The organism is Sinomonas sp. T428B, from assembly GCF_056780155.1.
The window spans coordinates 2020734-2035147 of sequence record NZ_JBRAZR010000001.1 but is presented as its reverse complement, the minus strand read 5'-3'; the positions used below and the strand labels follow the sequence as shown (position 1 = coordinate 2035147).

Annotated in this window: 13 protein-coding genes; 9 read left to right on the top strand and 4 right to left on the bottom strand. The window is 72.7% G+C overall.

Features of this window, described 5'->3' with window-relative positions; translation table 11 throughout:
• Nucleotides 1–57: 57 nt before the first annotated feature.
• From mihF to ACUYMY_RS09320, 6 genes are all read left to right on the top strand, one after another.
• The gene (gene mihF, locus ACUYMY_RS09345; RefSeq protein ID WP_481703301.1) at nt 58–390 is read left to right on the top strand and encodes an integration host factor, actinobacterial type; all 333 of its coding nucleotides are present in this window, start codon (nt 58–60) and stop codon (nt 388–390) included.
• 14 nt (nt 391–404) lie between these two features.
• Complete coding sequence (gmk, locus tag ACUYMY_RS09340) at nt 405–1025, top strand: guanylate kinase (RefSeq protein WP_481703300.1); 621 nt, start codon at nt 405–407, stop codon at nt 1023–1025.
• Between the two features lie 42 nt (nt 1026–1067).
• On the top strand, nt 1068–1343 hold the full coding sequence (rpoZ, locus tag ACUYMY_RS09335; protein ID WP_481703299.1) for a DNA-directed RNA polymerase subunit omega: 276 nt from the start codon (nt 1068–1070) through the stop codon (nt 1341–1343).
• A 37-nt stretch (nt 1344–1380) separates the two neighbouring features.
• Complete coding sequence (gene coaBC / locus ACUYMY_RS09330; protein WP_481703298.1) at nt 1381–2634, top strand: bifunctional phosphopantothenoylcysteine decarboxylase/phosphopantothenate--cysteine ligase CoaBC; 1254 nt, start codon at nt 1381–1383, stop codon at nt 2632–2634.
• Complete coding sequence (gene metK, locus ACUYMY_RS09325; RefSeq protein WP_481703297.1) at nt 2631–3866, top strand: methionine adenosyltransferase; 1236 nt, start codon at nt 2631–2633, stop codon at nt 3864–3866. The genes coaBC and metK overlap by 4 nt, the downstream gene beginning before the upstream one ends.
• Nucleotides 3867–3937: 71 nt before the next feature.
• Nucleotides 3938–6040, top strand: coding sequence for a primosomal protein N' family DNA-binding protein (locus ACUYMY_RS09320; RefSeq protein WP_481703296.1), 2103 nt, complete (start codon nt 3938–3940; stop codon nt 6038–6040).
• A 7-nt stretch (nt 6041–6047) separates the two neighbouring features.
• Here the strand turns inward: ACUYMY_RS09320 and ACUYMY_RS09315 are convergent, their stop codons facing one another.
• The 3 genes from ACUYMY_RS09315 to ACUYMY_RS09305 all read right to left on the bottom strand — a co-directional run bounded on the left by ACUYMY_RS09315 (nt 6048) and on the right by ACUYMY_RS09305 (nt 9127).
• On the bottom strand, nt 6048–7190 hold the full coding sequence (locus ACUYMY_RS09315) for a glycosyltransferase family 4 protein (protein WP_481703295.1): 1143 nt from the start codon (nt 7188–7190) through the stop codon (nt 6048–6050).
• Complete coding sequence (locus ACUYMY_RS09310) at nt 7187–8116, bottom strand: alpha/beta fold hydrolase (RefSeq protein ID WP_481703294.1); 930 nt, start codon at nt 8114–8116, stop codon at nt 7187–7189. Before ACUYMY_RS09310 ends, ACUYMY_RS09315 begins: the two co-directional genes overlap by 4 nt.
• Before the next feature lie 87 nt (nt 8117–8203).
• Nucleotides 8204–9127: a sugar-binding transcriptional regulator gene (locus ACUYMY_RS09305; protein WP_481705024.1), complete on the bottom strand. Its 924-nt coding sequence runs from the start codon at nt 9125–9127 to the stop codon at nt 8204–8206.
• Nucleotides 9128–9333: 206 nt separating this feature from the next.
• On the opposite strand from ACUYMY_RS09305, the gene ACUYMY_RS09300 reads away from it, so the two are divergent.
• The 3 genes from ACUYMY_RS09300 to glpK are packed head-to-tail and all read left to right on the top strand — an operon-like array spanning nt 9334 to nt 13425.
• Nucleotides 9334–11055, top strand: a complete 1722-nt coding sequence (locus ACUYMY_RS09300) for a glycerol-3-phosphate dehydrogenase/oxidase (RefSeq protein ID WP_481703293.1) — start codon at nt 9334–9336, stop codon at nt 11053–11055.
• A 28-nt stretch (nt 11056–11083) separates the two neighbouring features.
• Entirely contained in the window at nt 11084–11836 is a 753-nt protein-coding gene (locus tag ACUYMY_RS09295; protein ID WP_481703292.1) for an MIP/aquaporin family protein, read from the top strand.
• Between the two features lie 53 nt (nt 11837–11889).
• Nucleotides 11890–13425, top strand: a complete 1536-nt coding sequence (gene glpK, locus ACUYMY_RS09290; protein ID WP_481703291.1) for a glycerol kinase GlpK — start codon at nt 11890–11892, stop codon at nt 13423–13425.
• Between the two features lie 75 nt (nt 13426–13500).
• On the opposite strand, the gene ACUYMY_RS09285 is transcribed toward glpK, so the two are convergent.
• The gene (locus ACUYMY_RS09285) at nt 13501–14397 is read right to left on the bottom strand and encodes a hypothetical protein (RefSeq protein ID WP_481703290.1); all 897 of its coding nucleotides are present in this window, start codon (nt 14395–14397) and stop codon (nt 13501–13503) included.
• Between the last annotated feature and the right edge of the window lie 17 nt (nt 14398–14414).

Here is a 14414-nt window from a genome sequence, read left to right as displayed (position 1 = left end):
GGGCGGGGTTCCCTCGCGGGCGGGGGAGCCTCAGGCCAGCCTCCGGAGGTACGTGCAATGGTCCTGAATCCGTTGACCCCCCAGCAGCGGGCCGAGGCCCTCGAGAAGGCCACCGCCGCCCGCTCGGTGCGGGCCGAGGCCAAGTCCGCCCTCCGCAACGGCACGCTCGAGGTGGGGGAGCTCCTCGAGCGCTCCCGCGACGACGAGGCCCTCGCCCGGCTCAAGGTCACGGAGATGCTCGAGTCCCTGCACGGGATCGGCAGCGTGCGCGCCTTGGCCATCCTCGAGGCCCTCGGCATCGCCCCGAGCCGCCGCCTGCGCGGACTCGGGGTCCACCAGCGGCGCGCGCTGGTAGATTTTCTGGGAGCGCAGCATCAGCGCGAGAACTGACACGGAAGGACAGCGTGGAGCACAACGAAGGCCATGAGCCGGACCGGGCCGGTGCCAAGGAGAGCTGGCTGACGGTCCTCGCGGGCCCGACGGCCGTGGGCAAGGGCACCGTCTCGACCTACATCCGGGACACCTACCCGGAGGTCTGGCTCTCGGTCTCGGCGACCACGCGCGAGCCGCGCCCCGGCGAGGTGGATGGCGTCCACTACTTCTTCAAGACCGCCGAGGAGTTCGACCGCCTCGTCGCCGAGGGCGCCTTCCTCGAGTGGGCCGTCGTGCACGGCAAGAACCGCTACGGGACGCTGCGCAGCTCCGTCGAGGAGGCGATCGCGGACGGGCGCCGCGTCCTCCTCGAGATCGACCTCCAGGGGGCCCGGCAGGTCAAGGCCGCGATGCCCGAGGCGCGCTTCGTGTTCCTGGCCCCTCCGAGCTGGGAGGAGATGGTGCGCCGGCTCGTCGGGCGCGGCACGGAGAGCCCCGAGGAACAGCGGCTCCGCCTCGAAACGGCTAAAATAGAACTCGCTGCCGAGCCGGAGTTCGATTTCACCGTCGTCAACGACGATGTCCGGCGGGCAGCGGACGAGCTTGTGTCACTCATGGGGCTGACCCCGCACGCCCGCCAGTCGACGCGCTAGCGCGCCGGTCCCCGTCTACTTGATCAGAGCATTGGAGAACCCATGTCCGCGAACCCCGAAGGCATCATCAACCCGCCGATCGACGACCTCCTGACGAAGTCCGACTCCAAGTACGGCCTCGTGATCTTCGGTGCCAAGCGCGCGCGCCAGATCAACGCGTACTACGCCCAGCTGCACGAGGGCCTCTTCGAGTACGTCGGCCCGCTCGTCGACACCCGGCTGAACGAGAAGCCGCTCTCGATCGCCCTCCGCGAGATCAACGACGGCCTGCTCGTCGCCAACCGTGTCGAGGAGCAGGCCGAGGACGGCCAGCAGTAGCGGAAGCACCGGAAGCATCGGAAGGGAGCGCGGGGGAGTGCGCATCGTCCTCGGCGTAGGCGGCGGGATCGCCGCCTACAAGGCCGCCTCGCTCCTGCGCCTGTTCACCGAGGCCGGCCACGAGGTCACGGCGGTCCCCACGGAGGCCGCCCTCGCGTTCGTCGGCAAGCCCACGTGGGAGGCCCTCTCCGGCCGGCCCGTCCGCACGGACGTCTTCGAGGCGGTCGAGACCGTCAACCACGTCCGGCTCGGGCACGAGGCCGAGCTCGTCGTCGTCGCCCCCGCGACCGCTGACCTGCTCGCGCGGGCGGCCGGCGGGCACGCCGACGACCTGCTGACCAACACCCTCCTCGTCGCCACGTGCCCCGTGCTCATGGCGCCCGCCATGCACACCCAGATGTGGCACCACCCCGCGACCCAGGCGAACGTCGCGACGCTGCGCGAGCGCGGCGTCACCGTCCTGGACCCCGCCGTCGGGCGCCTCACCGGCGCCGACACCGGCCCGGGCCGGCTCCCGGACCCGGAGGAGATCTTCGCCGCGGCGCTCGCCCTCGTGGGCCAGGGGGCGGACGACGGCGCGCTGGGCGGGCGCCGGCTCCTCGTCTCGGCGGGCGGCACGCGCGAGCCCCTCGACCCCGTGCGCTTCCTCGGCAACCGCTCCTCCGGCAAGCAGGGCGCGGCGGTCGCCGCCGCTGCCCTCCGCGCGGGCGCACGCGTGACCTTCGTCGCGGCCCACCTCGACGTCGAGCCTCCGGCCGGCGCCGAGATCGTGCGCGTCGAGACCGCCCTCGAGCTACGCGACGCGATGCACGAGCACGCGCCCGCCGCGGACGCGATCGTCATGGCCGCCGCGGTCGCGGACTTCCGGCCCGCCCAGCGGCACGGGACCAAGATCAAGAAGCAGGACGGCGCCGAGGACCCGGTCATCGCCCTCGTCCGCAACCCCGACATCCTCGCCGAGCTCGTCGAGCGCCGGAACGCCGAGGGCCGCGGGCAGCTCATCGTCGGGTTCGCCGCCGAGACCGGCGACGCCGGGGCTGGCGTCCTCGAGTACGCCCAGGCCAAGCTCGCCCGCAAGGGCTGCGAGCTGCTCGTGGTCAATGAGGTCGGGACGGAGCGCGTCTTCGGCCTCGACGAGAACAGTGTGACGATCCTCGCACGCGACGGCTCGGAACCCGAGCACGCGGCGGGAAGCAAGGACGAGGTGGCGGACGCCGTCGTACGCCGTGTGACGCGCGAGCTCGCCTCCCGCGCGGGGCGCGGCACCGCAACCAGTAAGGTAGACCAGTGACCCACGCACCCCATGCCGCAGTCGGGCATGCCTCCGACAGCACCGCCCTGCGCCTCTTCACGTCCGAGTCCGTGACGGAGGGGCATCCGGACAAGATCTGCGACCAGATCAGCGACGCGATCCTCGACGCCCTGCTCGCGGCGGACCCCGAGTCCAAGGTCGCCGTCGAGACGATGGCCACGACGGGCCTCGTGCATGTCGCGGGCGAGGTCACGACCGACGCCTACGTCGAGATCCCGCAGATCGTGCGCAACACGATCCTCGGCATCGGCTACGACTCCTCGGCCAACGGCTTCGACGGCGCCCGCTGCGGCGTCTCGGTCTCGATCGGCCAGCAGTCCTCGGACATCTTCGAGGGCGTGTTCACCTCGCTCGAGGCGCGCGAGGGCATCTCGGAGGACGAGTACGACCTCCAGGGTGCCGGCGACCAGGGCCTCATGTTCGGCTACGCCTCGGACGAGACGGCGAGCTACATGCCGACACCGATCTGGCTCGCCCACCGCCTCTCCGAGCGGCTCACGGACGTCCGCAAGAGCGGCGAGCTCGCCTACCTCCGCCCGGACGGCAAGACCCAGGTCACGGTTGGCTACGACGGCGATCGCCCCGTGAGCGTCGAGACGGTCGTCATCTCGAGCCAGCACGCGGAGGGGACCCAGCTCTCGACGCTGCGCGCGGACCTCGCCGAGCACGTCATCCGCCCCGTCCTCGAGGCGAGCCAGCTTGAGACGGACCACGTGCGCAGCATCCTCAACCCCGCCGGCGCGTTCATCATCGGCGGCCCCGTGGGCGACGCCGGCCTCACCGGCCGCAAGATCATCGTCGACACCTACGGCGGCTTCGCGCGCCACGGCGGGGGGGCGTTCTCGGGCAAGGACCCCTCGAAGGTCGACCGCTCGGCCGCGTACGCCATGCGCTGGGTCGCGAAGAACGTCGTCGGCGCCGGCCTCGCGCACCGCGCCGAGGTGCAGGTCGCGTACGCGATCGGCCAGGCCCGGCCCGTGGGCATCTACGTCGAGACCTTCGGGACCGAGAGCGTGGACCCGCTGCGGATCAGCGCGGCGATCAACGAGATCTTCGACCTGCGCCCCAAGGCGATCATCGAGGCCCTCGACCTCAAGCGCCCCATCTACGCCAAGACCGCCGCGCACGGCCACTTCGGCCGCGAGGAGCCGGACTTCACGTGGGAGCGCCTCGACCGGGTCCAGGACCTCAAGGACTTCTTCGACGCGTAGGGCGCCGCGCGCGGAGGGCATCGACTGTCGGTGGCCCGTGATGGACTGCCCTCGTGAGCCAAGGAGTTGACGTGCCCGCGCAGCCTTCAGGGGCAGAGCCCCTCCAGCCATCGCTGCTGAGCGGCTTCCCGGCGGCCCCGCCGCCGCCCTCCGGCCCGCGCCCGGCCGCAACGCTGCCGGTGGCCCGCGTGTGCGTCGAGTCGCCCCTCCCGCAGCTCGACCGGCCGTTCGACTACCTCGTCACCGAGGAGCTCGACGCCGCGGCGGTGCCGGGCGTGCGCGTGCGCGTGCGCGTCGCCGGCCAGGAGCACACGGGCTTCCTCCTCGAGCGGCGCGAGACGTCCGATGCGGGCGTGGCGCTCGCTCCCCTCGGCGCCGTCCTCTCGCCGCTGGCGGTGCTCGTCCCCGAGGTCGCGGCGCTCGCCTCCGCCGTCGCCGAGCGGTGGGCGGGGGCGCTCGGGGACGTGCTGCGCTTCGCCGTCCCGCCCCGGGCGGCCAAGGTCGAGGCCGAGTTCGCAGCGTCCCCCGCCGAGGAGGCCCCTGCCGAGGCTTCCGCTCCCACCTCCGATCCCGGCCAGGGCGACGCCGGCTGGGCGGGACTGCGACACGGCCCTGCCTTCCTGCGCCATCTCGCCGCGGGCGGCAGCCCCCGGGCCGTCCTCCAGGCCGTCCACGGCTACGGGCCGTCCGGCTGGCCCGCGGCTCTCGCTCGCGCCGTCGCCGCCGCCCGGGCGTCCCGCCGGGGCGCCCTCGTCGTCGTCCCCGACCGGCGCGACCTTGCGAGGGTCCAGGCCGCCCTCGAGCGTGCCGTCCCGGGCGAGCGCGTCGTCCGCCTCTCGTCCGACGACGGTCCGAGCACCCGCTCGCGAGCGTTCCTCGAGCTCCTCACCGGTCGGGCCCGGATCGCGGTCGGCACGCGCGGCGCCGCTTTTGCTCCGGTGCGGGACCTCGGCCTCGTGGTCTGCTGGGACGACGGCGACGACCTCCACGCCGAGCCCCGCGCCCCGTACTTCCACGCCCGCGAGGTGCTGCTCCTGCGCGCCGAACAGGCCGGGTGCGCGCTCCTGCTCGCCGGGCACAGCGTCTCCGCCGAGGCCGAGCGGCTCGTCGCCTCCGGCTGGCTCGAGCGGATCGCGGCCGAGCGGCCGCTCCTGCGCCGGGAGCTGGCCCGGGTCACGAGCACCGCGGACAGCGTCGAGTCCGCGCGCGACCCGCTCGCGCGCGTCGCCCGGCTCCCGCACGCGGCCTGGCAGCTGGCCCGCGAGGCGCTCGCCCGCGGGCCGGTCCTCGTCCAGGTCGCCAGGGCGGGGTACGCGCCGTCGCTCGCCTGCGCGGCGTGCCGCGAGCCCGCCCGCTGCCAGCACTGCTCGGGACCGCTCGCCGAGCAGGCCTCCGGCCGCGAGCGGCTCGTCGTGTGCCGCTGGTGCGGCTCCCCGGAGCTCGACTTCTCCTGCAGGGCCTGCGGGGGCCGTAGCCTGCGCCGCAGCGCCGTCGGCGCGCTGCGCACGGCCGAGGAGCTCGGCCGGGCCTTCCCCGGGGCGGTCGTCGTCACGTCCTCCGGGGACTCCGTCAAGGACGAGGTGCCGGACGCCCCCGCCCTCGTCGTCGCGACTGTCGGGGCAGAGCCGGTGGCACCCTCGGGCTACGCCGCCGCGCTCCTGCTCGACGGCGAGTCCCTCCTGCGCCGCGAGTCCCTGCGCGCGGGCGAGGAGGCCCTGCGCCGGTGGCTCAACGCCGCCGCCCTCGTGCGCCCCGGGCGGGACGGAGGCAGGGTCGTGATCACGGCGGGGGACAGCGAGGCCGTCGACGCGTTCGTGCGCTGGGATCCGGCCGGGTTCGCGGCGCGCGAGCTCGGGCTGCGGCGCGAGCTGGGCCTGCCCCCGGCGGTGCGGGTCGCGGCCGTGACCGGGGCGCGCGCCGACGTCGGGGCGCTGCTCGCGGCAGCCGCAGACGTCACCGGGCTTCCGGGGGTCCGGACCGTCGGCCCCGTCGAGGTCGTCCCGGTGCCGGCGGCGGCGTCCGACGGGCCGAGGGACACCCGCGCGCTCGTCTTCTTCCCCGTGGGCGAGGGGGCTGCGGTGACCCGCGGCCTCCGGGCAGCGCGGATCTCCCAGGCCGCGCGGCGCACGGCCGGGCCGGTGCAGCTGCGCGTCGACGCCCCCGACGTCCTCTGACGTGCCCTCAGCGGCCGGCGGCGCCGCGCCCGAGCCGGGCGATGCCCCCGAGCAGGCCGGGCCGGCGTCGGCCGCGGACCGCGAACTGAGCCCGAGCCTCCTCGGCAGCGGCGAGCAGGGCCTCGGCCGAGCGGTCCCAGCTGAACTCGCCGGCCTGGGCGAGGGCGGCCCGCGAGGCGGCCTCCCACGCACCGGGCGCCTCGAGGGCCCGGACCGCCGCGGCGAAGTCGGCGGGGGAGTCGGGGTCCACGAGCGCGGCGCCGGCGCCGCCGACCTCCCGGAAGATGGGGATGTCGCTCGCGATGACGGGCGTGCCGAGGCTCATGGCCTCCACGAGCGGGAGGCCGTAGCCCTCGGAGCGCGAGAGGCTCACGAGCGCCGTCGCGCGCAGCAGCAGCTCCTCGTACTCCGCCTCGCTCACGCCGTTGTGGAACACGAGCCGCGCCCCGGCGGGGGCCCCTGCCTCGAGCTCGGCGCGGCGGGCGGGGCTGATCCGGCTCAGGAGGTGGAGCTCGTACTCGGGGAGCTCGCGCATCCCGGCGATGGCGGTCTCGACGTTCTTGTACGGCATGAACGAGCCCATGTAGACGAGCGTCCGCTCCGCGCCGCCGTCGGCTGCCCGCGGGGTGCGGCCGGGCTGGGGCGCGTTCCCGACGATGCGCACGGGCCGGCGCGTGAGCCGCTTGCCGGCCATGAGCGCCTCGGTCGTGCGGCTCACCGTCGCCACGACATCCGCCCGGTCGAGCAGGAGCCGCTGCGGCCAGTAGGCCAGGTGGTAGAGGCGCCACAGGAGGCGGACGGGGGCGGGGAGGAAGCTGGGCGCCTGCGGGTGCTCGTAGTAGATGAGGTCGTGCAGGGTGAGGATGAGCGGGTAGCGCCGGCCCCACGTGCCCATGGTCTGCATGGGGCAGAACACGACGTCGGGCGCGAGCCGGTTGACCCGCACGGCGATGAACAGCTCGGCGGGGGAGAGCGGGCTCGGAACCAGCACGTGCGGCACGTCCGGCAGGAGGGCGAGCTGGCGCTCGTCGCTGACGAGCATCGCGACGTCGGCCCGCCGGGCGACGGCCTCGATGAGGCTCGCCCCGTACCGGCTGATCCCGTCGTGCTGGTCGGTTCGCGTGAAGCGCGCGTCGATCAGGATCCTCACGCGGGGGCCTCCTCGAGGAATGCGGTGATGGCCGCCGCGGCGGGCCGCGGCGTCTCATAGTGGATCAGGTGCCCGACGCCGGGGATGACGGTCAGGCGCGCGTCCGGCAGCAGGCCGGCGAAGCGGCGAACGTCGGGCAGGTGGGCCACCTCGTCTCGGTCGCCGGCGATGAGCAGGACGGGGAGGCGGAGGTCCTCGGCGGCCTCTGCGGCGTGGTGCGAGATGGAGGCCTTGAACGACTCGAGGAGCATCGAGCGCGAGGCGAACTCGCTGAAGTGCTCCTCGTGCTGCGCGTGGACGAAGCGGCGGAGCTCCGGCTCGCGGGTCTTGGCCATGGTCTCGCTCATGACGCGCACGATCGCGGGGGAGCGCAGGAGCGCCGCGCCGGGCCGCTCGGGGAGCCGCGCCGCGGCCCAGTAGTACACCTCGGCGAGGCGGCTCATGACGGCCTGCGGCCCCTCGAGCGCGGGAGCCGAGATGGGGTTGACGAGGACGAGCCGCGCGAACCGGCCCGGGCGGGCGGCGAGGAAGTGGGACGTGACGATCGAGCCGAATGAATGCCCGAGCAGGACCGTCTCCGGGCCGAGCCCGAGCGCGTCCGCGAGCGCGCCGAGCCAGGCGCCGTACCCCTCGATGTCGTGCTGGCCCTCGGCGAGGACGGCCGATTCGCCGAAGCCGGGGAGGTCCGGCATGACGACGCGGACCCCGGGGAGCGCGTCGACGATGCGCAGGAGCCCGTGGTGGGTCCCGCGGAAGCCGTGCACCGCGAGGATCGTGGGCGGTTCGCCGGAGGCGGCGTCCCCGAAGGGCTCGACGGGCTCGTAGGTGAAGACCGCGGTGTCCGCACCCAGGACGCTCACGGTGCTGCACTGCTCCCGCGCGGCGAGCTGGGACGAGAGGAAGGCCTGGGCCATCGGCTCCGCCATCAGTCCACCGCGAGCTGGGGCATGGGGATGGCGCGGGGCAGCGGCACGGTCGGGGTGGGGGTCATGGGGTCCAATCTACCGGCGCGCTCAGGCCTGCTCGGCCAGCAGCGCGCGCGCCGTCGCCTCGTCGACGATGAGCTCCGTCGCGAGCCGCGCGTTCAATGCCCCTCGCAGGGCGGCGGCCTTCGACGCCCCGGAGACCACGCACAGGCGCCGCGGGACCGTCCGGAGGGCCGCGAGCTCCGGGCCGGTGCCGCGCGCGTTGAGCTCGATCCCGTCCGACGAGCCGTCCGCCCGGAAGAACACGGTCGCGACGTCCCCCACGACGCCCTCCTCCCCGAGGGACTCGAGGTCCGCGGCGTCGAGGTAGCCGCTCGAGTACACGTGGCTCGGGACGTCCGCCTGGACGGATCCCACGCCGAAGACAGCGAGGTCCATGCGCGCCTGCACCTCGAGCACCCGCCGCACACTGCGCTCGCGCCACATCCAGGCCTTGGTCTCCGGTCGGTCGAAGAAGGCGGGCACCGGGAACTCCTCGACGGCGGCATCGAAGGCGGAGGCGAAGCGGCGCATGATCTCGCTCGCGTAGCCGAGGCCCATCGTCTGGGTGTTCGCCGCCCCGTTGAGCTGGACGACGGTGCTGCCGTGGGTGGGCCGGCGCCCGAGGTGGCGGCTCATCGCGCTCACGGTCGAGCCCCACGCGATGCCGATGACGCTCCGCGGCTCCACGAGGGACGTGAGGGTCCGCGCGGCGTACATCGCGACCCTGTCGAGCGACTCAGCCTCGTTGAGGTTCTCGACCTGGGGCACGACGTGCACCGACTGGGACCCGAGCCCGAACCGCGCCGAGACCTCGTTCTCGAGCTCCGCCGCGGTGTCGACGGGGCTGTGGATCTGGATCTGCACGAGCCCCTCCTCGCGCGCGAAGGACAGCAGCCGCGAGACCGTGGACCGCGAGGTCCTGAGCTGGCGCGCGATGCTGTCCATCGTGAGGTCCTGGAGGTAGTACATCCGGGCCGCGGCGAGGGCTTCGTAGTGCCTTCGCGTCGCGGGATTCTGTGCGGCGTCGGCCACACCCTGAGGCCGGAATCCCGTCTCGGAGGAGTTCATGGGCGCCCTTCCTGCACGTTTGTGCACGGATATTGATCTTTCTGTGCAGCTCTTCGAAGAATTATCGCGAGCGCTCCCCACAGCAGACCACCCCGCAAGGAGAAACCGTGGCACCAGACCGTCCCGTCCCCGACCCCCGCTCCCACACCGCCGCCCTGCGGTCCGCCCCGCGGGCGCACGTGCTCGTCGTCGGCGGCGGCATCAACGGCGTGGCGACGTTCCGGGACCTCGCCCTCCAGGGCGTCGACGTCGCCCTCGTCGAGCGGGGCGACTACTGCGCCGGGGCCTCCGGCGCGTCGTCGCACATGATCCACGGCGGCATCCGGTACCTCGAGAACGGGGAGTTCCGGCTCGTCCGCGAGTCCGTCGTCGAGCGCAACCGGCTGCTCCGCCTCGCGCCGCACTACGTCAAGCCGCTGCAGACGACGATCCCGGTCTTCTCGACGTTCTCGGGGATCCTGAACGCGCCCCTGCGGTTCCTCACGCACCGCTCGGGAACGCCGCACGAGCGCGGCGCCGTGCTCATCAAGCTCGGCCTGAGCCTCTACGACGCCTTCTCGCGCGGCGGCGGCGCGCTGCCCCGGCACCGCTTCGTCGGCCGGGAGCGCGCCCTCGCGGAGCTGCCCGCGCTGCGGCCCGACGTCAAGTACACCGCCACCTACTTCGACGCCTCCGTCCACGACCCCGAGCGGCTGACACTCGACGTCCTGCGCGACGGCCTCCTGGCGGGCCCGCACGCGCGGGCGAGCAACTACGTCAGCGCGGTCGGCGCGTCCGACGGCGCCGTCCTCCTGCGCGACGAGCTCACCGGCGAGGAGTTCCCCTTCCGCGCCGACGTGGTCGTGAACACGACCGGCGCCTGGGTGGACCGGACCAACGGCGCTCTCGGCGGACCCACTGCCTTCATGGGCGGCACGAAGGGGTCACACATCGTCCTCGACCACCCCGGGCTGCACAGGGCCTGCGCGGGGCGCGAGATCTTCTTCGAGCACAGCGACGGCCGGATCGTGCTCATCTATCCCCTCGGCGACCGCGTGCTCGTCGGGACCACCGACGTCCCGGCCGGCGATGACCTCGAGCCCACGTGCACCGACGCCGAGATCGACTACTTCTTCGACCTCATCGAGCACGTCTTCCCGGGCCTGGACGTGGACCGCAGCAGCATCGTCTACAGCTTCTCCGGAGTACGCCCGCTGCCCCGCAACGACGGCACGGCCCCGGGGTTCGTCTCGCGCGACTACCGCATCGAGAGGGACGCGCTCCCCGGCGGGACCGCACCTGTGCTGAGCCTCGTCGGCGGCAAGTGGACGACCTTCCGCGCACTGTCCGAGCACCTCTCGGACGAGGTGCTCGGCCTCCTGGGACGTCCCCGGTCCGTCAGCACAGCCGATCTGCCCATCGGGGGAGGGCGCGACTTCCCCGCCGGCCAGGAGGCGGTCGACGCCTGGGTCGCGCGCCGGCTCGGGGGCGGGATCGACCGCGGCCGCGCCGCGACGCTCCTGGCCCGATACGGCACCCGGGCGGAGCAGGTCGCGGCCTATCTCGTCGCCGGCGAGGACCGGCCCCTCGAGACCACCCGGGAGCTGAGCGTGCGCGAGCTCGCATGGATGGCGGAGCACGAGCAGGCCGCCCACGTCGAGGACGTGCTCCTGCGCAGGACGTCCCTCGCGTTCCGCGGCCTCGTCACGGCGGAGCTCGTCCACGAGGTCGCCGAGCACCTCGCGCCCTGCCTGGGCTGGGACGCGCAGCAGACGCGGCGCGAGGCGCAGCGAGCCATCGCCACGCTGTCCAGCCGGCACCGCGTCGACGTCGAGCAGCTCGTCTCCTGACGCCACCCGCTCTCGGAAGGAGCCAATGATGTCTCTCGCCACCGTCTTCCTGTCCGAAGTGCTCGGCACGGGAATGCTCACCCTGCTCGGCTGCGGCGTCGTCGCCAACGTCGTGCTCAAGGGCACCAAGGGCCATGCCGGCGGCTTCCTCATGATCACGTGGGGCTGGGGCATTGCCGTGTTCGCCGGCGTCTACGTCGCCGCGGCGTCCGGCGCCCACCTCAACCCCGCCGTGACCCTCGGCCTGCTCGCCAACGGCAGGGCCGAGTACGCCCCCGGGGTCGCCGTCGACCTCGCGTCGACCCTGGCCTATCTCGCGGGCGAGGTCACCGGGGCGTTCCTCGGGGCCGTGGCCTGCTGGCTCGCGTACAAGCAGCACTTCGACCACGAGGAGGACCCTGCCAGCAAGCTCGGGACGTTCTCCACGGGGCCGGCCATCGGCTCGACGCCCTGGAACCTCGTCACCGAGATCATCGGCACGTTCGTCCTCGTCCTCGTCGTGCTCTCGTTCGGCGGGACGCCGTCGGGCCTCGGCCCGCTCGCCGTCGCGCTCCTCGTCGTCGGCATCGGTGTCTCGCTCGGCGGCCCCACGGGCTACGCGATCAACCCCGCGCGCGATCTCGGTCCCCGCATCGCCCACGCCGTCCTGCCGATCAGGGGCAAAGGGGCCAGCAACTGGGGATACTCGTGGATACCGATCGTCGGCCCGACCCTGGGAGGCATTGCCGCCGGACACGTCGCCCTGTGGACGCCGGACGTCCTCGCGTCCGTCGTCCGGTAGCCATCGAACCCCACCCGCTTCTCCCACTGCAGACTCATCCGAAGGAGCCATGAATGTCTGAGCAGAAAGCATCCCCGAGCACGTATGTGATCGCGATCGACCAGGGCACGACGAGCACTCGCGCGATCGTCTTCGACCACGCCGGCGGGATCGTCTCGACCGGCCAGCTCGAGCACGAGCAGATCTTCCCGCAGGCCGGCTGGGTGGAGCACAGCCCGCGCGAGATCTGGGACAACACCCGCGAGGTCATCGGCCAGGCCCTCTCGAAGGCCAACCTCACGCGCCACGACATCGCCGCCGTCGGGATCACGAACCAGCGCGAGACGGCGGTGGTGTGGGACAGGACGACCGGCGAGCCCGTCTACAACGCCATCGTCTGGCAGGACACGCGGACCCAGCCCCTCGTGGACCGGCTGGCCGAGGACGGCGGCGTCGAGCGGTTCAAGAAGAAGACCGGGCTCCCGCTCGCGACCTACTTCTCGGGCACCAAGATCGCGTGGATCCTCGACAACGTCGAGGGCGCCCGGGCCCGGGCGGAGGCCGGCGACCTCCTCTTCGGCAACACCGACGCGTGGCTGATGTGGAACCTCACCGGCGGGACGGACGGGGGAGTGCACGCCACGGACGTCACGAACGCCTCCCGCACGCTCTTCATGGACCTCGAGACCCTCGCGTGGGACCAGGAGATCCTCGACGCCTTCGGCGTGCCGGCGTCCATGATGCCGGAGATCAGATCCTCCTCGGAGGTCTACGGGACAGTGCACGGCTCGCAGCTGCTGCGCGGGGTCCCGGTCGCGGGCATCCTCGGCGACCAGCAGGCGGCGACCTTCGGCCAGGCCGCCTTCGGCCCCGGCGAGGCCAAGAACACCTACGGCACGGGCTGCTTCCTCATCTTCAACACCGGTGAGGAGATCGTGCACTCGGGCAACGGCCTACTGACTACGGTGGGCTACCGGCTCGGCGACGCGGCGCCGCACTACGCGCTCGAGGGCTCGATCGCCGTCACCGGCTCCCTCGTCCAGTGGCTGCGGGACAACCTCGGCATGATCCAGACCGCCCCCCAGATCGAGGAGCTCGCCCGCTCGGTCGAGGACAACGGCGGCGTGTACATCGTGCCGGCCTTCTCGGGCCTCTTCGCCCCGTACTGGCGCCCGGACGCCCGGGGCGCGATCGTGGGCCTCACCCGCTTCGCGAATCGGGGGCACATCGCCCGGGCCGCCCTCGAGGCGACGGCCTTCCAGACCCGCGACGTGCTCGACGCCGTCAATGCCGACGCCGGGGTCCCGCTCACCGAGCTCAAGGTCGACGGCGGGATGGTCGCCAACGATGCGCTCATGCAGTTCCAGGCCGACATCCTGGGCGTCGACGTCGTGCGCCCCCGCGTCATCGAGACGACGGCGCTCGGGGCGGCCTACGCCGCCGGACTCGCCGTCGGCTTCTGGAAGGACCTCGGCGAGTGCTCGGCGAACTGGGGCGAGGACCGGCGCTGGAGCCCGTCGATGGATGCCGCGGAGCGTGACCGGCAGCTGCGGCTGTGGCGCAAGGCGGTGGCCAAGTCGATGGACTGGGTCGACGACGACGTCCGCTAGAGCCGGCCATGCGCGCGGGAGGGGCGGCACCGTGAGTGCCGCCCCTCCCGCTGATCGGATCGTTCCAGGTCGAGGCTACCCGACCTCGGCGGGCGCAGTCTTGGCGTAGACGCTCCGGCTGACCTCGTAGCCGCGTGCGTCCTGCTCGAGTGCCTGCGCGTTCACCTCCTTGAGCTCCTCAGGGCTCAGCGTGGCGATATGCACGAGATCCATGAACTCCTGGTCGGGGCCACCGACGGCGGTGACCTTCACGAGGCCGACGCCCTGAGAGTAGAACTTGCGCTGGTGCCCTGCCTCGGGAGGCTCCAACGGGTTGTACTCGTCGATGACCAGGACGTCGTTGTAGCAGCCCGTGGGGACGCACACACGCTGGTTCTTCTGGATGACGTTGCCGCAGTCGAGGAAGTCGACCTTCGGCGCATAGGCCTGAACGTAGTCCGGCGCGCTCAGCGACGGCTTGGCCAGCATGGCGATGCCGGCCTGCGCCTTGGCGAGGCCATGGATGAAGGTGCTGGGCGCTCCGATGAACTCGCCGTTCTCGTACTCCTCCGGATACTCACCGAACAGCCACACCGTTCCGTTGCGGCTTTGTGCGAAGAATGCCAGCTCTGATTCCAGCAGCTGACCGTCCTCGTAGTCACGGTCCCAGAGCACGCGGGTTGTCACGCCGTCGATCTCCTTGGTCAGTCCCGTGACAGTGTGGATCACTGAATGCGTGTGGACGCCGTCGGCCGACGTCACCGTGCCGGTGGTCACGAACTGCATGCCGGGCTTGAGCGGGAACCACTTGTTGCTGATCTTCGTGGGCTGCACGAAGTCATCGGCGTTGAAGTTGATGGCCGAGCCGGGCCCGCACAACTCGGCCGGCGGCGGTGCCGCATTGGCGCCTGCCGCTGTCGCGACCGACAGCGTGGCTGCGACCAGCAGCAGCACCGATGTGCCTGCCGTGATCCGGCGGCGTCGATGGAACATGGGGATTCCTTTCATGG